The following is a 17,101-nucleotide window of genomic DNA, read 5'->3' on the forward strand; positions in this document are numbered from 1 at the left end:
GCGGCCTGCATCGACCGGGGAAAAGCGCACGGCTCACAGCCACTCGATCACCTGCTCGACGAGGATCCCCACCCCGATGACAGTCATGGCGATGCCGGCGATCCTGGTGACCACAGAGCTCGCACGCGGTCGGGTTCGCAGCAGTCGGCGGGCGAGCAGCCCGACGGTCGTGTAGACGACCGCGATGTTGAGCAGGTGCAGCCCGCCCAGTGCGAGCATCTGCGTCGTCGACGACCAGCCATCAGGGCTCGTGAACTGCGGAAGCAGGGCGAGCAGGAGCAGCAGCCCCTTGGGGTTGATGCCGCTCACCCCGGACCCGCGCAGGAACTGCGCCCACCCGCCGGTCGCGATCGGCTCGCCGCTCTCGGCGATCGGCGCCGGACGGCTGGCCAGAGTCGTGGCTCCGAGGAAGATCAGGTAGAGCGCACCGACGACCGTGAGCGTGGTGAGGGTGACCGGGTAGGCGGTGACCAGCGCTCCGAGACCCAGCGCGACGGCCACGATCACGACGGTGTACCCCGCGATCATGCCGAGGATGGACGGCGCGATCGAGCGGGCACGCAGACCCGCGGAGATCGCGTACGCCCAGTCCGCCCCAGGGGTCAGCGCGAGCATGGCGGCGACCACCCAGAACTGCATGACCAGAGCGATATCCATCGGTCCTCCTCAATCCGAGGAAGAGACTACGAAGGATCACGCGAAAGGTGCTCCGATTCTTCGAGCAACCGCGCCCATCACCTGCAAGAATTGTCACCATGGACGCACTTGACCGGGAGATTCTCTCGCTGCTGCAGGATGACGGCCGGATGAGTGCCACGAACCTCGCCTCTCAGGTCGGGTTGAGCCTGTCCGCCTGCCATCGCCGACTCAAGGAGCTGGAGCAGTCCGGCGCGATCGAACGGTACCGCGCGGTGGTCGCCCCGGCGGCCGTCGGCCTGACGTTCGAGGCCATCGTGTTCGTGACGATCGGGCGCACCGACAAGGACACGATCGTCGCGTTCGAGGAGGCCGTCGTGGCGATCCCCGCGGTCGTCGAAGCGCAGCGCCTGTTCGGCGACCCCGACTACATGCTGCGCATCCTCACCCGCGACATGAGCGCCTACCAGGAGCTCTACGACAACACGCTCGGCGCCCTGCCCGGAGTGCAGCGCCTCACCTCGACCATGGTCATGAAGCGCCTCGGAGCGGATCGCGCGGTGCCGATCCCCTGAGGCGGGTGCGGGGCTTCCCATCTGCGACGAGCGGTGACTCCAAAGCTGTCAGGCTTGACGGACATCGATGTAAATGTCAGGCTTGACGGACACATCACGGGCTGTCAGGCTTGACGGACATCTAGGGAGAATCATGCTGGTAGCCACCGCCACCGACTGGAGCAACGTCGTCCGCGACCGCCGTCTCGATCTCGGTATGTCCCAGAGCGCCCTCGGAGCGAAGATCGGGATGAGCCGTCAATGGGTCGTCCGATTCGAGAACGGCAACGCCGCCGTTGCGACCATCGACCACGTCACCCGCATCGCTGACGCACTCGATCTGGAGATCGACGTGGTCGGCGTATGAGTTCGCAACTGACCGCATACATCGACGGTTGCAGGGTCGGAAGGTTCACGCGTGACGGCACCGGAGCGGTCACTCTGTCGTTCGACGAGGACTGGCGGCATGCCGCCCGCAGAATGGAACTGTCCCTGTCGATGCCCAAATCGCGTCGCGTACACACCGGCGCTGCGCCACTGAACTACCTGTGGAATCTGCTCCCCGACAGCGAAGCCGTGCTCCAACGCTGGGGCTCGAAGTTCGGCGTCAGCCCCCGAAACCCCATGGCCCTGCTCGCACACGTAGGGATGGACACTGCCGGCGCCGTACAACTCGCCGACACCGATGTGGAGATGCTCACTGGCCCGAGCGGCAACGAGCCGATCAGCGCCGCCGAGATCGCCGCACACATCCGGCAACTGCGTTCGGACCCTGAAGGGTGGCTGATCCCCGGCCATGACGGCGGCTACTTCTCGCTCGCCGGAGCGCAGTCGAAGTTCGCGCTTGCTCGCACCGCGGACACGCGATGGTCAGTGCCGACCGGACGGGCGGCATCCACTCACATCCTCAAACCCGGGATCCGCGGGCTCGATCACAGCGACTTGAACGAGCACCTTTCGCTCGCTGCAGCATCCCAACTCGGGCTCGACACTGCTGACAGCTCGATCGAACACTTCGAGGACGAATCCGTCATCGTCGTCCGTCGGTACGACCGCGTCCTCGCTGAAGACGGCACCGTGACGCGTCTGCATCAGGAAGACATCGCCCAGGCCACCGGAACTCACCCCGCCGGGAAGTATCAGACCGAGGGCGGTCCCGGAATCGAGATGATTGTGAACCTCATCCGTGGCGCTCACGGAAGGGATGGCGGCAGTGCCGACCGACTCTTCGACGCCGCGATGTTCAACTGGGCCGCACTCGGCACTGATGCGCATGCGAAGAACTATTCGCTCTTGCACAGCGCCGCCGAAGGCCCCCGACTCGCACCGCTCTACGACGTCGCCACCGCGCTTCCGTACACCGACATCAACAACCGAAACACGAAGCTGGCCATGTCATTCAGCCGCCACTACCGGCAGCGCGAGATCGAAGCCCGCCATGTCATCGCCGATGCGATCGCACTCAGCTTTGATGTGGAGTGGGCCCACGATCGTGCCGTTGCCATCGTCGACGGCCTCGCCGACGCATACTCCGCCGCCGCGCGAGAGGCTAAACTCGATGGCACGGATGCTGTGTTCGCCGCAAGGATCGTCGACGAAGCTGCCACGCGAACAGCACGGCTGCGACGCGAACTCCAGGCCGCCGCCCCTCCGTCAGCGGCGCCGATCCCTCGGGCACCCACCGGCAGCGCACGGCCCGGGACTCAACCGCGAACCCCTACCGGCCGGTTCGACCGCAATACCGACACCACGTCGGGCCCGTCCCTCACAGAGCGCCCCTCCTCAGAGCCGTAGGGCCGAGTCCGTGCGGAGTGATGCAGCAGACAGCGTCTCCTCGGACCTCGAACCCTCATTCGACCGCCGAAGCCTCGCCGATGCCCCGCCGGATGCGTTCCGCCAACTCCTCGGGCGCAGCATCCACCACCACCGTGGCGCCGCCCTCGTCGGCGCCGAGTCGTTCGAGTGCCGCCAGCTGCGACGCGAGCAGCGCGGGCGGCATGAAGTGACCTCGACGGGCAGTCGCCTGCTCTGCGACGCGTTCTTCCGGCGCATCGAGGTGCACGAAGACGACCGTCGGGGCCGCCGCCCGCAGCCGATCACGGTGGGTGCGCTTCAACGCCGAGCAGGCGACGACGACACCGGGGTCCGCGGCGAGCGCCGCCCCCACCCGGTCGAGCCACGGCCATCGGTCGTCGTCGTCGAGTGGGGTTCCGGCTGCCATCTTCGCGATGTTGGCCGGCCCGTGCAGGTCATCCGCATCGATGAACGCGACACCGATCCGGCGGGCGAGCTCCCGACCCACCCTGGTCTTGCCCACCCCGGACACCCCCATCACGACGATCGACCGTGACTCGGCGGTCACCAGTCGTGCACCGTTCCGTCCGCCAGCCGGTTGTACGGCAGATAGGCGCGCTCATACGGGTACTTGCCCGCCTCGTCGACGTCGAGGTCGACGCCCAGACCCGGCTTGTCACCGGGGTGCAGCAGTCCGTCGCGCCAGGTGAAGGACTGCTGGAACACCTGGTCGGTGCGCGAGCCGTGCTGCATGTACTCCTGGATGCCGAAGTTGTGGATGGCGAGACCGAGGTGCATCGCCGCCGCCATGCCGACCGGCGAGATGTCGGTCGGTCCGTGCATGCCGGACTTGATCTGGTACATCGCCGCGTAGTCGAGGGTCTTCTTCAGTGGGCTGATGCCGCCCATGTGGGTGACCGCGCCGCGGACGTAGTCGATGAGCTGGTCGCGGATGATGTCCTTGAAGTCCCAGACGGTGTTGAAGATCTCCCCGATCGCGAGGGGCGTGGTCGTGTGCTGGCGCACCAGTCGCAGCGCCTCCTGGTTCTCGGCGGGGGTGCAGTCTTCGAGCCAGAACAGGTCGTACGGTTCGAGCGCCTTGCCGAGCTTCGCCGCCTGGATGGGTGTCATCCGGTGGTGCCCGTCGTGCAGCAGCGGGATGTCGGGTCCGAACTCGTTGCGCACCGCCTCGAAGACGCCCGGCAGGTGGTTCAAGTAGGCGCGGGTGTCCCAGTCCTCTTCGACCGGCTTCGCACCTCGGCGGGCCGGCTCGTGGTCGTAGCGGGCCTCCCCTCCTCCGGTGTCGGCTGCCTGCGAGGCGATGCCGTAGATGGCCTTGAGCCCGGGAACACCCGTCTGGATGCGGATCGCCCGATACCCCTGATCGAGGTGCGCGCGCACGGAGTCGAACAGTTCCGGCAGCTCCTTGCCCGACGCATGGCCGTAGGCGAGCAGGCCGGTACGCGATGCGCCGCCCAGCAGCTGGTAGACGGGCATCCCCGCCTTCTTGCCCTTGATGTCCCACAGAGCCATGTCGACCGCGGCGACGGCGGCCATCGTGACGGGTCCCCGCCTCCAGTACGCGCTCCGGTAGAGGAACTGCCAGGTGTCTTCGATGCGGTCCTCGTCGGCGCCGATCAGCAGCGGCACGACGTGCTCGGTGAGGTACGCGACGACGGCGAGCTCGCGCCCGTTGAGGGTCGCGTCGCCGAGGCCGGAGATGCCGTCGGCAGTCGTGAGCTTGAGGGTGACGAAGTTCCGGTCGGGGCTTGTGACGATGACCTCAGCCTTGTCGATGCTCATGCGAGGGTCCCTTCGGGAGTGAGGTGGTCGATGATGGTGCGTGCGCGGTCGGCCGCGGGTGCGGCGGAGATCGTTCGGGCGAGGGCGGCCGTCGCGGCGTCGGTCGGGTCGAGTTCGATGAGCGAGCGGATCCAGGTCTCCACGGCATGCAGCTGTGCCACGTCGACGGCAGTGCCGGCCTCTCGGCGTCGACGCAGCGGAGCCACGAGCCGCAGCGCCACCTTGATCGGGCTGTCCCGGCGGATCTGGTCGAGTCGATGGGCGATGCGCGGGTTCGCGAAGCGGATGCGCAGGTCGTCGAGCCAGGCGTCGAGTTCTGCGGCGGGCAGATCGACCGCCGTGCGCTGGGCGGCCCACAGCGCCTCGGTGTCGGCGCGCAGATCGGCGTCGTCGAAGGCTTCCGCGATCGTCTCGTATCCGCTCAGCCTCCCGGCCGCGGCGAGGAAGCTGTGCCCGGCGTTGAGCAGGTAGAGCTTGCGCTCTTCATAGGGCCCGACGTCGGCCACGAATCGCGCACCGGCCTGCGCCCAGTCCGGCGCGCCACCCGGGAACTCGCCCGCGAGCACCCATTCGCTGAAGGGCTCAGTCACCACTGCGGCGGGGTCGTCGTACCCGGTGATGTCCCGCACGACGGCTACATCCTCCGCGGTGACGGAGGGGGTGATCCGGTCGACCACCGTGTCGACGAATGACGCGACATCCGAGACGCGTGCCGCTTCCGCACCGGCGGCGGTCAGCACGGCATCGCGCAGCATCCGGCCGTTGCGGGGCAGGTTGTCGCAGCTCACGACGGCGATCGGTCCGGCCCCGACAGCGGCGCGTCCGGCGAGCGCGGCCGCGATACGACCGGGCACCGAGGAGTTCGCGGAGTACGCCGCCTCCGTCACCGTGACGGTGAGCACCCTCACTTCCGGATCCGCGATCGTGTCGAACCACGACCGTTCGTCGGCACCGGGAACCGCTCGCACGATCGACTGCACTGTGGTCACCCGGTCGCCCTCGGCGGAGCGCTCCAGCACCGTGTACACCCCGTCGTTCCGCGACAGCAGCGCGGCGGCCTCAGGAGTGCGTCCGGTGAAGGCGGCGATGCCCCACCCCTCCTCCGCGCGCGCCTGGTCATTGGCCTGCTGGGTGTACCAGGCCTGATGTGCGCGGTGGAAGGCACCGAGGCCCAGGTGGGCAGCGCGGACCGGCGGATGCTGCGTGCGCGCCGGTCCGTTCACGACCCGATGCCCGCGGCGGCGGCCGATGCCCGGAGGAACGCGAGATCGTCGGTCAGTCGGTCCTCGAGGGGAGCTTCGGTAGAGAAGTCCTCCAGCGTCACCCAGCCGTCGTACCCGACCTCGGCGAGCACGCAGAAGTAGTCGGGAACGCTGGCGATGCCCTCGCGGAGCGTCGCCCAGGCCGACTCCCAGCGCACATCGCCGTCAAGGCCGAGCTCGCCGGTGCGCCGCCAGGTCGCGTTCTTCACGTGCACGTGCGCGAGGTACTCGCCGAGGAGCTGAAGCCCCGCACGCGTATCCTCCTGCCCCTCGATCACGAGGTTGCCGAGGTCGTGGATCACGCCGATGGTGCGCGGATCCATGCCGTCGACCAGTCGACGCGCAGCCGAGGCGGACGAGGTGATCGTCTGGTGGTGGAGCTCGATGAGCACCTTCACGCCGAGCCGCCCCGCCTCCGCAGCCGCCCATTCCAGGTCTGCTCTGGTCCGATCGAACACCGCCTGATAGCCCTCGTGGAGGAGGTCGGTGGACGGGATGCGCATGCGCACCTGTCGCGCTCCGAGCTCGGCGGTCGCGCGGAGCATCTGGAGCGCGTCGTCGCGGTCGGACGCGGGCGCGTAGCCGCCGATGCCGCTGAACTCGAGCCCCGCCTCGCGAGTGACGCGGGCGATCTCCGGGACCGCCTGCGCGAGACCCGTGAGCGGCCAGGTCGCCCGGTTCCCGGCCCAGAATCCCGGCGGCTCGGCCTCCTCCTGGTCGGTGATGCGCCACTCGATGCCGTCGTACCCGATCGCCGCGATGCGGCGAGCCGCCTCTGCGGGCTCCCAGTCCGGCACTGACGCCGTGAACACGGAGAATTTCATGCGATGCCTCCCGTCCGCACTTCACTGTCGTCGACGGTGCCGTCGACGAGGTCGGCGATACGCACCGGAGAGCCGGTGGTCGCCGAGACGTAGATGCCGCGCACCACGGCGAGCGCCAGGAGCGCCTCCGGCACCCCGACGCGCGAGGCTCGACCGACACGGATGCTGTCGACGATGTCGGCGTACTGACGGGCGTGGCCCTCGGCGAACGACTGCGGGTTCCGTTCGTCGCCGAGCCGATGCCCCTCCGGCACCCGGTCGACGCTGCGGTCGGTCGGCTCGCCGTCGACCCACAGTCGGGCCAGCTGATCGTTCTCGATGATGCCGGTCCCCTGCGCACCGTGCACGGCCACCCGCACCGGTTGCTCGGGGAAGGCCGCGGTCGTGGCGTGCAGCACGGCGAGCGCGCCCGACTCGAAGCGCACCGTGACCACCGCGACGTCTTCGACCTCGACCCGCTCGTGTGCGAGCAGCGCGGTGTGAGCGAAGACCTCCACCGGCGTGCCGAGGAACCACAGCAGCAGATCGACGGTGTGCACGCCCTGGTTCATCACGGCACCTCCACCGTCGAGCTCCCACGTGCCCCGCCAGGCGCCCGAGTCGTAGTACTCCTGCGAGCGCCACCAGGGCACGGTGGCGACCGCGCTGGTGATCCGCCCCAGCCGTCCTGCGTGCGCCGCCTCCGCGACCGCCACCGCTGCGGGGTCGAAGCGGTGCTGGCTGATCACCGAGATCCGGATGCCCCGAGCATCGGCGTCCCGTGCGATCTCCGCCAGGCGGCGCCCGCGTGCCATCGACACGTCGAGGGGCTTCTCGAGCACGACGTGCATGCCGCGCGCGACCGCCCGTTCGGCGAGCTCGACGTGGGAGCCGCTCGGCGTGCAGATGACGACCACGTCGACGTCGTCGGGGAGCGATTCGATCTCGGCGTGCGTCGATGGACGCTCTCCACCGAGTTCATCGACGACGAAGTCCGCCAGCCGCTCGGTGGCGGCCGGAACCTCATCGACGACGGCGACGATGCGCAGGCCCGGAGTGACCGCGATCGCTCTGGCATGGTTGACGCCGATGATGCCGCATCCGACGATGGCGACGTCGAGGATTGCGTCGGTCATGAGAGGGTGACTCCGATCTCGTCTGTGAGTGTGCGCAGGGCCCGTCCGGCACGCCCGAAGGCCTCCGGCCCCGAGAAGCCGCCGAGCGCGTTGACGTCGGCGAGGTGTGGTTCGAGTGAGGCGAACCCCGCGTAGCCGTCGTCGCGCAGGGCGGTGAGGGTCTCGCGCAGTTCGCCGTCTCCCTCGCCCACCGGGACGACCTCACCCGTCTCGGTGAGAGCGTCCTTCAACTGCAGGTACTCAAGGTGCGGTCGCAGCATGGCGTAGCCGTCGGTGAACGGCCGGACGCCGACCTGCACGAAGTTGGCGTTGTCCCAGGCGACCCGCAGCCGATCCGAGCCGACCGACTCGATCACGTCGAGCACGCGCGAGGGGATGTCGCCGTAGATGTCCTTCTCGTTCTCGTGCACGAGGGTGACCCCGGCCGCCTCGGCGGTGCGCGCGAGCGCTGCCATGCGCACGAGCACGTCGTCGCGGATGTCGTCCGCTGCGAGATGCTCCGCGCGGAAGAACGAGAAGATGCGGATGTACGGGGTCTCGAGCACCTCGGCCGCTCGGATGGCCCGCTGCAGTCGACCGACCTCGTGCTCGATCGGCAGGGACACGTCGACCTTGCCGATCGGCGAGGCGATCGCCGAGACCGCCATGCCGCGCTCGCGCACCACGGCCGCGAGCCGGGCGAGCGGGGACTCGTCGAGGTCGACGATGTTCACCCCCCACGCGCTGCGCACCTCGATGTGTTGCGCGCCGAGCGCCTGGAGCACGGCGATCTGCACGACCGGATCCGGATCGATCTCGTCACCGAATCCGGAAAGCTTCCACGGGGTCATTTCACTCCTCCTGCGGTGAGACCGCCTACGAGATAACGCTGGAACACGAGGTACAACACGACGACGGGGATGGCGCAGATGAGCGAGGCCGCCATCATCTGCCCGTACAAGGGCACAGCGCCCGTCTCCTGCGTCGCACCGAAGATCTGCAGAGCCACCGCGGCGGTGCGACTGTCGCGATTGGTCATGACCGAGGCGAACAGCACGTCGTTCCACCCCTGCAGGAACGCGAAGATCGCGGAGACCACGATCCCGGGCCAGCTCAGCGGCAGCACGATGCGGGTGAGGACGCGCAGGTTGGAGGCGCCGTCCATGCGGGCCGCCTCTTCGAGCTCGCGCGGCAGGCCGCGGATGTAGGTCACCATCACCCAGGTCGAGAACGGCAGTGCGAAGGTGAGGTAGGTGATGAAGACCGACCAGTGCGTGCCGATGGTGGGGATACGCAGCACCGACGAGAGCGTCGAGAACATCACGAACACCGGCAGCAGCATGAGGGTGCCTGGAACCGACTGCAGGCCGAGCAGACCCCGGAGGATCGTGACGCGTCCGATGAAGGTGAACCGCACCAGCACCCACGCCATCGAGACGGCCACGGCCGCGCAGACGACGGCGACCGCCCCGCAGATCAGGAGGCTGTTGGCCAGACCCCCGGCGAGATCGACGCTGCCCCAGACCTTGATGTAGTTGTCGAGACGTAGCTCGGTCGGCCAGTACGCGCCGCCGGCGACCGCGACATCGGCATTGATCGAGGCGAACAGCATGTACGAGACGGGCCCGAAGACGACCAGGCACAGGACGACGTTCGCGGCCACGAGGAGTGGACGCGGCAGGAGGCGGTCGACCTGACTGTGACCGCCCGGACGGCTCCGGCGCGGGTTGACCTGCGCGATCGTGGTGGTGACGCTCATCGCTTCGCGTCCTCTCCGGTGTCGAGGCGCACAGCGCGCAGGTAGACGAACAGGGGGATGGCGACGATCGCGAGAGAGGCGACGGCCATGGCCGCCGAGAGCCCGAACCGGAAGCTCTGGAACGCCGTGACGTAGGTGAGGACCGGCAGGACCTCGACGTCGACGGGTGCCGGGATGCCGAAGAGCACGAACGGCATCGTGAAGGCGTTCACACTGTGCAGGAAGGTGAGGATGAAGGCCAGCAGGATCGATCCGCGCAGGTACGGGAGGATGACCTTGCGCAGCTTGATCCCCCAGCCGGCGCCGTCGAGCGCCGCGGCCTCATGCACCTCCGCATCCACCGCCTGCAAGCCGGCCAGCGTCAGCAGATACACGAACGGCCAGCTCACCCAGAGCTGCGTGATCACCAGGGTCCAGTAGCTCTGCGGGCCGTTCAGCCACAGCCCCGGATCGACACCGAACACGCCGAAGGCCTCATCCACCACGCCCTCGGGCTGGAACATCGCCCGGAAGACGGTCGCCACGACGAACGCGGGGAGGATGTACGGGATCAGGTAGACCGAGCGCACCAGCCCGCGACCGCGGAAGGCGTTCTGCGTGGCCAACGCCGCGGTGACGCCGATCGGGATCGACGCCAGCGACACGATCAGCGCGTAGCTGACGCTCAGCCAGATCCCGCGCAGCAGCGGGGAGGAGGAGAACGCCTCGATGAAGTTGCCCAACCCGACGAACGGCGCCTGCAGCCACTGCCTGATCGTGTACTGGTCGAGATCGAGCATCGAGATCCAGAACGCCAGCAGCAGCGGAACCAGGATCAGCAGTGTCATCAGCACCCCGCCGGGGAGCAGCATCCACAGCGGGCGAGGCCGCTCGCTCGGCGGGGTGTCGTCGGAGCGTTTCCGACGTGTATCGGTGGCGATCGCCATGTGCGGGTCCTCGCGTCGTTACTTGGACTTGTCGAGCGCCGACTGCGAGCTCGCCTGGGCTTCGGCGATCGCTGCGGCGATGTCGCTCTGGCTGAGGCTTCCGCCCTGAAGCGCGGGCAGCGACTGCACGACGACGTTGGTCAGCGCGAGCTGCGTGTCACCCCAGGCACCCGTGAACGGAGTGGCGACCGACTGCGAGGCGGCCTTCACGTTGGCGCTCAGGTCGGGGTTGTCCTTCTCGACCTGCGCGGCGGCCTCCACTCCGGTCGGCAGCTCGCCGAAGGTGTCGAAGTAGTCGAGCTGCGACTCGGTGCTGGTGAGCATCTCGATGAACGCGAACGCGAGGTCCTGGTTCGGCGAGTACTGGGCGACGACGAGGTTGTCGCCGGAGAGGATGCTCGCCGCCTCCTCGCCGCCCTTGGGGAGTTCGGTCTCTCCCGGCGGGATGGTCGGAAGGAGCGCGTAGGAGTACGAGTCGGCAACGGGCGAGCCCTCGAACGTGGGCTTGGAGTTCGCCGAGGTCATCGGCAGGAAGCCGGCCTTGCCCTCGGCGAAGGCGGCGACGGCCTGAGCGTTCTTCCACCCGACGGATGCCGGATCGACGAGCCCGTCCTGGTACCAGCCGAAGTAGGTGTCATAGGCGGCGGCCACGGCCGGGTCGTCGATCTCCGCCTTCTTGGCGTCGACGTCGATCAGCGGATTGCCCGCCTGCACGCTCATGCCCCAGACGAACTTCCAGGGATCGAAGCTGTCGGCATAGCCGACTGCAAGGCCGTGCACATCGCCGGATTCGATCTTCGCGGCCGCGGCCGTCAGCTCGTCCCACGTCGTCGGCGGCTCGTCGATGCCCGCAGCGGCGAGCAGCTCGGTGTTGTAGGCCATCACGAACGGACGGCTCACGAACGGAACGGCGATCTCATCCTTCTCACTCGGGCCGGAGATGCCCAGGGTCGACGGCACGAAGCGGTCGCGGCCGCCCACCTTGTCCCAGTCGGCGTCGGTGAGCTTCACGAAGGCGCCGGTGGCATACGCGGTCGGGGTGAAGGTGGTGCCGAGGCCGTAGACGTCGGGACCCTGGCCGGAGAGCACCGACGTCTGGATCTTCGTCAGCTCGTCGTTTGCGCTCGCGAAGGTCTCGAACTCGACCTTGGCTCCGGTCTTCTTCTCGAAGGCGTCGGAGACGGTCTGGAACCACTCCTTCTGCTGCTCGGGGTAGAGGCCGTTCGCGGCCATCATCACGGTGAGCGTCTGGCCTGTCCCATCGACAGTGCCACCGGCGTCGCCGTCATCCGTACCGGCGGTGGATCCCGAGCATGCGGTCAGTGCGATCGCTGCTGCGGCCATCGCCCCGAGGGCGATCAGGGGTCGAGACTTCATTGAACTCTCCTTCGAGACAGTGAGTGGACGTGACTGCGTCTTCGCCAAGGTAGGCAAGCATGGCAATTGTTAGCAATCCATTGCCAGTAATTGCCATCCTGTGATTCTGTTGCCCCATGTCGTCCCCCACACCACCTCCGCACCGGCCGACGCTCGCCGATGTGGCCGAGGCCGCCGGCGTCGCGATCTCCACGGCCTCGCGCGCGCTCGCCGTTCCCGGCCGCGGCAACGCCGAGACCCGCGAGCACATCATCCGCATCGCGAAGGATCTCGGCTACACGCCCACCACCGCCTCTGGCACGGCATCGACACCGTCGACCCGCATGGTCGCGGTGCTCGTGTCCGACGTCACGAACCCCTTCTACTTCGGCATCATCCGCGGCACGCAGCAGGCGCTGAGAGTCGCCGGCTACTCGCAGATCCTGGTGCATACCGAGGAGTCGCCCGAGATGGAGGAGAGCACCCTCGAAGAGCTGCGCAGCTCCTACGACGGCGCGATCCTGACCGCATCCCGACTGTCCGACGAACGCCTGACCGAACTCAGCGCCGAGCTTCCCCTCGTCGCCCTGAACCGGGCGGTGCCAGGGGTGCCGTCGGTGTTCATCGACACACCGCTCGGGTTCGACCAGGCGGTCGAGCACCTCGCCTCGCTCGGCCATCGACGCATCTGCTACGTGGCCGGCCCCCCGACCAGCTGGGCGAGCAACCTCCGCTGGCGCGCCGTGGCCGCCGCGTGCGAACGCCTCGGGATCGAGCACACGAAGGTGGGGCCGTACCAGCCGCGCACCAAGGCAGGCGCTGCGGCGGCGGATGCAGCGCTGAACACCGGCGCCACCGCCTGCGTGGCGTTCAACGACCTCCTCGCGATCGGCATGCTCATCCGGCTCAAGGAACGGGGAGTACGCGTTCCGGAGGACATGAGCATCGTCGGCTGCGACGACATCTTCGGCGCCGACTTCTGCAACCCGCCGCTGACGACCCTCACCGCTCCGATCGAGCAGGCCGCACGCCTGTCGGTGTCGATGCTGCTCGACCGGCTGCAGAGCGAGCGCATCGGCGCGAGCGCCCTCAACCGACGGCACATCGCCGCGCTGCCCACCCACCTGACCGTGCGGGAGTCGACCGGCTCCGCACCGCGCCGTACCCCTGGAGGAGAATCATGAGCACTCCGCTCAGCCCGCACGCCGACCGACTCCTCCCCGCCGATCCCGGCGTGCGCGAGCTCTCGCGAAAGCTGTACGACACCGTCGCCGCGGCGCCGATCCTCTCCCCGCACGGGCACGTCGACGCCGCGCTGCTCGCCGATGACCAGCCCTTCCCCGATCCCGCGACGCTGCTGATCACGCCCGACCACTACGTGCTGCGTCTGCTTCACGCGGTCGGCGTCCCGCTCGGCACACTGGGGCGCGGAGCTGCGCCGGCCGATCCGCAGGAGGTGTGGCGGGCGTTCTGCGCGAACTGGGACGTGTTCCTCGGAACTCCGGTGCGCTACTGGTTCGAGACGTCGCTGTCCGAGGTGTTCGGCGTGACCGAGCAGCCGAGTGCGGGCAATGCCGACGAGCTGTACGCGCACATCGACGCGCAACTGCGAACCCCCGCCTTCCACCCGCGGGCCCTGTTCGAGCGCTTCCGCATCGAGGTGCTCGCGACGACCGACGACCCCGCCGACGACCTCGCCGCGCACGCACGACTGCGCGACGATCCGTCCTTCCGCGGGCACGTGCTGCCGACGTTCCGCGCCGACCGCTACATGGATCCCTCTGCCGCGGGGTGGGCCGCGGCGATCGCCGAGCTGTCGGAAGCTGCCGGCACGGATGCCGGGAGCTACGCCGGGCTGCTCGACGCCCTGCGCCGCCGCCGTGCCGCGTTCAAGGAAGCGGGCGGAACCGCGACCGACACCGGGGTGCTCGACGCCGGATCTCAGCCGCTCACGAGCGCAGACGCGGAGCGCATCCATGCCGCCGGCCTCCGCGGTGAGGTCGCCGCCGACGACGCTGTCGCCTACCGCCGCAACATGCTCTATCGACTGGCCGAGATGTCGTCTGAGGACGGACTCGTCATGCAGCTGCACCCCGGCGTCATCCGCAACCACCACCGCGACACGCTCGCGCAGTTCGGCCCGGACAGCGGGCACGACCTGCCCGATGTCGCCGCCTTCACGCGGCCACTCACCCCGATCCTCAACGACTTCGGCACGAACGAGACCTTCCGCCTGGTGCTGTTCACGGTCGACGAGACCGCGTTCAGCCGGGAGATCGGACCACTGGCCGGCTTCTATCCGTCTGTCTACGCCGGTGCGCCGTGGTGGTTCCTCGACACCCCCGACGCCATCTCCCGCTACCGGAGGTCGGTGACGGACAGCGCCGGGTTCACCAAGACGAGCGGTTTCGTCGACGACACCAGAGCCTTCTGCTCGATCCCCGCACGCCACGACATGTCCCGACGGCTCGACGCCGGCTACCTGGCGACGCTCGTCGCCGAACACCGTCTCACCGAGGAGCAGGCCTTCGCGCTCGCACACCGCTTCGTGGACGACATCCCGCGGACGACGTTCCGCCTTCCCGGGGGTACCGCCTGAGCTTCATGAGGTGGATGCCTTCGTGACCCGACGCACGACGTACTCGACGACGTCGCCCTCCGGGATCGCGCGTGGGCGGAAGCGCACGCCGGTCGGTGCCCGCGGGACCATGCGATCGACGCGGAAGATGCGCCAGTCGTCTCGGTCGAGGTCCCACGCGAGCAGGTACCAGACCGACCCCCAGCTCACCAGCCGCTGCGGTTCGGTGTGCCGCGGCTCTTCGGCGCCCCCGGGTTTGGTGTAGCCGAAGCGGAGCCGTTCGTGGCCGCGGATCGCAAAGGCGACCGTGCTGAGCGCCGCGAGATCGAGCGGTGGTTCGGCTCCGGGGACCACGCTCGTCGCCCCGCGGATCGCGTCGACGCGTCGGCGGAGGCGGGACGGCATCACCTGCTCCAGTTTCGCGAGGGCGGTGAGGGAAGTCTCCTCGACTCCGAGCCGCCAGGTTGCGGCCACCCCCAGCCCGACCGCGACTGCGACCGCCTCGTCATCGTCGAGCAGCAGCGGAGGCATCGCCGTCCCCGCGGCCAACCGGTACCCGCCGGCGACGCCGGGTCGCGCGTCCACGGGATAGCCGAGCGAGCGGAGCTTGCCGATGTCGGCGCGCACGGTTCTCGTGCTCACACCCAGTCGGTCGGCGAGTGCGGAACTCGTCCAGTCACGTCTGAGCTGAAGCAACGACAGCAGTTCCAGCAGACGGGCCGAGGTCTCGAGCATGTCTGATCCTCTCAGCAAATGCGGAAGCTCATCTTCCGCATTGCCTGAGAGCGTGAACGACATGACCCAGAACACCTCCCTCACCCCTTTCCGCATCGACATCCCGCAGGACGCCGTCGATGACCTTCACGATCGTCTGACCCGTACACGGTGGCCGCTGGCCGTGCCCGGTCGAGACGACAGCGCCGACTTCCGACGCGGTGTTCCGCTCCCCTACCTGAAGGAGCTCGCCGAGTACTGGCGCGAGGGCTTCGACTGGCGCGCGCAGGAGGCTGCCCTCAACGCGCATGAGCAGTTCACGACGGTCGTCGACGGCCAGACGTTCCATGTGCTCCATGTGCGGTCGGCGAACCCGGGGGCCACGCCTCTGCTTCTCAGCGACAGCTGGCCGGCGTCGTTCATCGAGTACCAGCGACTGATCCCGTTGCTGACCGACGATTTCCACGTGATCATCCCGTCACTGCCCGGCCTCGGCTTCTCGAACCCGCTGTCCGGGACGGGGTGGGATCTCGCGCGGACGGCGGAGGCCTATGCCGAGATCATGACGCGTCTCGGCTACGACCGGTTCGCGACGCACGGCACCGACGTCGGCACCGGCATCACCGGACGACTTGCCGGGATCCACCCCGACCGCGTCATCGGCACCCACTTCGGCAGCGACCGCGTCTGGCTCGGGCTGGTCGGCACCATGTTCCCCGCCCCCGATGGCCTGTCCGAGGAGGAGCTCGCCCAGCTCGAGGCCGCACATGCCGCGAGCGCTGCGGAACGCGGCTACATCGGCATGCACAACCATCGACCGGACACGATCGGTCCGGCACTCACCGACTCGCCCGTCGGCCAGCTCGCGTGGATCGTCGAGAAGTTCACGCGCAGGATCGATGGCGGTAACCGGGCGCCGGAAGTCGATCGCGACCAACTCCTGGCGAACGTCAGCCTGTACTGGTTCACCCGCAGTGGCGCTTCCGTCGCTCAGTTCTTCTACGAGTCGGAGCACGCCCAGCTCGACTTCGTCATGCCCTCCGGGGTGCCCGCCGGCTGGGCCGTCTTCGACACCCATCCGCTGATCCGGCGCACGATGGATCCGGCCGGTGCGATCAGCCACTGGAGCGAGTTCACCGAGGGTGGACACTTCCCGGCGATGGAGGAGCCGGAGCTTCTCGCCGACGACATCCGCAGGTTCTTCCGCAGTCTCGCCTGATCGACACCGGCACGAGGTCGATGCCCTCGGCGTGATCAGATCTCGTGTACGCTCAGATACTTTCCATGGAAAGCATCTGACGGAAGTAGGTTGAATATGGATCTGAATCTCAGCGCACAGGACCGGTTCGAGATCTTCGAACAGCTCACTCTGCACCAGAGATACATCGATAACGACGCGAGCCGAGAATCTGCAGAGAAGTACGTGAGCCTGTATTGGCCTGATTCTCAGTTCACGGTAAACGATCTGCGCACCCAGACATTCAATGGCCCTGCGGAGCTGAAGAATCTGTACGACTATGCACATAGCGTGTTCCCACTGAACAAATGGTTCCATGAAGTTGTGTGGTTCGAGATAACGGGTTCCGGAGACCAGGCCTCTGTGGCTTGGAGATGGAGAGTGAACTGGAAAGAAGGCGGTCAGGGAGTCGTTTCAACAGGCACCTATGATGACGTCTTCGAACGGCGAGATGGCCTGTGGAAACCACTGACCCGCGTATCGAACATCGATCCGAACTGGCCAGCAGAGCTCTTCAAGCCTTTTGTCGACAGGCAGGACGAACTGTTCAAGGCTTCTTGATCT

18 protein-coding genes are annotated in these 17,101 nt (G+C 67.9%); 7 read left to right on the forward strand and 11 right to left on the reverse strand.

Going from position 1 to position 17,101, the window contains the following annotated elements; translation table 11 throughout:
- Positions 1-33: 33 nt before the first annotated feature.
- Entirely contained in the window at positions 34-657 is a 624-nt protein-coding gene (locus CQ040_RS04025) for a LysE family translocator (protein WP_105526133.1), read from the reverse strand.
- A 98-nt stretch (positions 658-755) separates the two neighbouring features.
- On the opposite strand from CQ040_RS04025, the gene CQ040_RS04030 reads away from it, so the two are divergent.
- From CQ040_RS04030 to CQ040_RS04040, 3 genes are all read left to right on the forward strand, one after another.
- Complete coding sequence (locus tag CQ040_RS04030) at positions 756-1,211, forward strand: Lrp/AsnC family transcriptional regulator (RefSeq protein WP_028501102.1); 456 nt, start codon at positions 756-758, stop codon at positions 1,209-1,211.
- A 133-nt stretch (positions 1,212-1,344) separates the two neighbouring features.
- Positions 1,345-1,557: a helix-turn-helix transcriptional regulator gene (locus CQ040_RS04035; protein WP_181156951.1), complete on the forward strand. Its 213-nt coding sequence runs from the start codon at positions 1,345-1,347 to the stop codon at positions 1,555-1,557.
- Positions 1,554-2,984, forward strand: coding sequence for a type II toxin-antitoxin system HipA family toxin (locus tag CQ040_RS04040; RefSeq protein ID WP_105526135.1), 1,431 nt, complete (start codon positions 1,554-1,556; stop codon positions 2,982-2,984). The genes CQ040_RS04035 and CQ040_RS04040 overlap by 4 nt, the downstream gene beginning before the upstream one ends.
- Before the next feature lie 55 nt (positions 2,985-3,039).
- Here CQ040_RS04040 and CQ040_RS04045 read toward each other — a convergent pair whose 3' ends face one another.
- Genes CQ040_RS04045 through CQ040_RS04085 form a run of 9 tightly spaced genes read right to left on the reverse strand, consistent with a single transcriptional unit; the run spans position 3,040 to position 12,029 of the window.
- Complete coding sequence (locus CQ040_RS04045; protein ID WP_258131441.1) at positions 3,040-3,552, reverse strand: gluconokinase; 513 nt, start codon at positions 3,550-3,552, stop codon at positions 3,040-3,042.
- Positions 3,549-4,787 (reverse strand): D-mannonate dehydratase ManD, encoded by a 1,239-nt coding sequence (manD, locus tag CQ040_RS04050; RefSeq protein WP_105526136.1) that lies wholly within the window; start codon positions 4,785-4,787, stop codon positions 3,549-3,551. The genes CQ040_RS04045 and manD overlap by 4 nt, the downstream gene beginning before the upstream one ends.
- Positions 4,784-6,010, reverse strand: a complete 1,227-nt coding sequence (locus CQ040_RS04055) for a mannitol dehydrogenase family protein (protein WP_105526137.1) — start codon at positions 6,008-6,010, stop codon at positions 4,784-4,786. Before CQ040_RS04055 ends, manD begins: the two co-directional genes overlap by 4 nt.
- Complete coding sequence (locus CQ040_RS04060) at positions 6,007-6,873, reverse strand: sugar phosphate isomerase/epimerase (protein ID WP_105526138.1); 867 nt, start codon at positions 6,871-6,873, stop codon at positions 6,007-6,009. The genes CQ040_RS04055 and CQ040_RS04060 overlap by 4 nt, the downstream gene beginning before the upstream one ends.
- Positions 6,870-7,988, reverse strand: a complete 1,119-nt coding sequence (locus CQ040_RS04065; protein WP_105526139.1) for a Gfo/Idh/MocA family protein — start codon at positions 7,986-7,988, stop codon at positions 6,870-6,872. The genes CQ040_RS04060 and CQ040_RS04065 overlap by 4 nt, the downstream gene beginning before the upstream one ends.
- On the reverse strand, positions 7,985-8,818 hold the full coding sequence (locus CQ040_RS04070; RefSeq protein WP_105526140.1) for a sugar phosphate isomerase/epimerase: 834 nt from the start codon (positions 8,816-8,818) through the stop codon (positions 7,985-7,987). The genes CQ040_RS04065 and CQ040_RS04070 overlap by 4 nt, the downstream gene beginning before the upstream one ends.
- On the reverse strand, positions 8,815-9,726 hold the full coding sequence (locus CQ040_RS04075) for a carbohydrate ABC transporter permease (RefSeq protein WP_105526141.1): 912 nt from the start codon (positions 9,724-9,726) through the stop codon (positions 8,815-8,817). The genes CQ040_RS04070 and CQ040_RS04075 overlap by 4 nt, the downstream gene beginning before the upstream one ends.
- Positions 9,723-10,652, reverse strand: a complete 930-nt coding sequence (locus CQ040_RS04080) for a carbohydrate ABC transporter permease (protein WP_105526142.1) — start codon at positions 10,650-10,652, stop codon at positions 9,723-9,725. The genes CQ040_RS04075 and CQ040_RS04080 overlap by 4 nt, the downstream gene beginning before the upstream one ends.
- Before the next feature lie 18 nt (positions 10,653-10,670).
- Positions 10,671-12,029: an ABC transporter substrate-binding protein gene (locus CQ040_RS04085; protein WP_105526143.1), complete on the reverse strand. Its 1,359-nt coding sequence runs from the start codon at positions 12,027-12,029 to the stop codon at positions 10,671-10,673.
- A gap of 116 nt (positions 12,030-12,145) precedes the next feature.
- Between CQ040_RS04085 and CQ040_RS04090 the strand changes: the two genes are divergently transcribed.
- On the forward strand, positions 12,146-13,192 hold the full coding sequence (locus CQ040_RS04090; RefSeq protein ID WP_105526144.1) for a LacI family DNA-binding transcriptional regulator: 1,047 nt from the start codon (positions 12,146-12,148) through the stop codon (positions 13,190-13,192).
- Entirely contained in the window at positions 13,189-14,607 is a 1,419-nt protein-coding gene (gene uxaC / locus CQ040_RS04095) for a glucuronate isomerase (RefSeq protein ID WP_105526145.1), read from the forward strand. The genes CQ040_RS04090 and uxaC overlap by 4 nt, the downstream gene beginning before the upstream one ends.
- 3 nt (positions 14,608-14,610) lie before the next feature.
- On the opposite strand, the gene CQ040_RS04100 is transcribed toward uxaC, so the two are convergent.
- Positions 14,611-15,321 (reverse strand): YafY family protein, encoded by a 711-nt coding sequence (locus CQ040_RS04100; RefSeq protein WP_219844677.1) that lies wholly within the window; start codon positions 15,319-15,321, stop codon positions 14,611-14,613.
- Between the two features lie 61 nt (positions 15,322-15,382).
- On the opposite strand from CQ040_RS04100, the gene CQ040_RS04105 reads away from it, so the two are divergent.
- Both CQ040_RS04105 and CQ040_RS04110 read left to right on the forward strand, forming a co-directional pair.
- Positions 15,383-16,519, forward strand: a complete 1,137-nt coding sequence (locus CQ040_RS04105; RefSeq protein WP_105526182.1) for an epoxide hydrolase family protein — start codon at positions 15,383-15,385, stop codon at positions 16,517-16,519.
- A gap of 96 nt (positions 16,520-16,615) precedes the next feature.
- Positions 16,616-17,098 (forward strand): nuclear transport factor 2 family protein, encoded by a 483-nt coding sequence (locus CQ040_RS04110; protein ID WP_105526146.1) that lies wholly within the window; start codon positions 16,616-16,618, stop codon positions 17,096-17,098.
- The last annotated feature ends 3 nt before the right edge of the window (positions 17,099-17,101 follow it).

Source organism: Microbacterium sp. MYb54, assembly GCF_002979515.1.
Taxonomy (GTDB): domain Bacteria; phylum Actinomycetota; class Actinomycetes; order Actinomycetales; family Microbacteriaceae; genus Microbacterium.

What these genes read in the sequence shown, in the direction of transcription:
- CQ040_RS04025 (WP_105526133.1), bottom strand. Translation starts at nt 657, where the DNA reads ATGGATATCGCTCTGGTCATGCAGTTCTGGGTGGTCGCCGCCATGCTC.
- CQ040_RS04030 (WP_028501102.1), top strand. Translation starts at nt 756, where the DNA reads ATGGACGCACTTGACCGGGAGATTCTCTCGCTGCTGCAGGATGACGGC.
- CQ040_RS04035 (WP_181156951.1), top strand. Translation starts at nt 1,345, where the DNA reads ATGCTGGTAGCCACCGCCACCGACTGGAGCAACGTCGTCCGCGACCGC.
- CQ040_RS04040 (WP_105526135.1), top strand. Translation starts at nt 1,554, where the DNA reads ATGAGTTCGCAACTGACCGCATACATCGACGGTTGCAGGGTCGGAAGG.
- manD (WP_105526136.1), bottom strand. Translation starts at nt 4,787, where the DNA reads ATGAGCATCGACAAGGCTGAGGTCATCGTCACAAGCCCCGACCGGAAC.
- CQ040_RS04060 (WP_105526138.1), bottom strand. Translation starts at nt 6,873, where the DNA reads ATGAAATTCTCCGTGTTCACGGCGTCAGTGCCGGACTGGGAGCCCGCA.
- CQ040_RS04065 (WP_105526139.1), bottom strand. Translation starts at nt 7,988, where the DNA reads ATGACCGACGCAATCCTCGACGTCGCCATCGTCGGATGCGGCATCATC.
- CQ040_RS04070 (WP_105526140.1), bottom strand. Translation starts at nt 8,818, where the DNA reads ATGACCCCGTGGAAGCTTTCCGGATTCGGTGACGAGATCGATCCGGAT.
- CQ040_RS04075 (WP_105526141.1), bottom strand. Translation starts at nt 9,726, where the DNA reads ATGAGCGTCACCACCACGATCGCGCAGGTCAACCCGCGCCGGAGCCGT.
- CQ040_RS04080 (WP_105526142.1), bottom strand. Translation starts at nt 10,652, where the DNA reads ATGGCGATCGCCACCGATACACGTCGGAAACGCTCCGACGACACCCCG.
- CQ040_RS04085 (WP_105526143.1), bottom strand. Translation starts at nt 12,029, where the DNA reads ATGAAGTCTCGACCCCTGATCGCCCTCGGGGCGATGGCCGCAGCAGCG.
- CQ040_RS04090 (WP_105526144.1), top strand. Translation starts at nt 12,146, where the DNA reads ATGTCGTCCCCCACACCACCTCCGCACCGGCCGACGCTCGCCGATGTG.
- uxaC (WP_105526145.1), top strand. Translation starts at nt 13,189, where the DNA reads ATGAGCACTCCGCTCAGCCCGCACGCCGACCGACTCCTCCCCGCCGAT.
- CQ040_RS04100 (WP_219844677.1), bottom strand. Translation starts at nt 15,321, where the DNA reads ATGCTCGAGACCTCGGCCCGTCTGCTGGAACTGCTGTCGTTGCTTCAG.
- CQ040_RS04105 (WP_105526182.1), top strand. Translation starts at nt 15,383, where the DNA reads ATGACCCAGAACACCTCCCTCACCCCTTTCCGCATCGACATCCCGCAG.
- CQ040_RS04110 (WP_105526146.1), top strand. Translation starts at nt 16,616, where the DNA reads ATGGATCTGAATCTCAGCGCACAGGACCGGTTCGAGATCTTCGAACAG.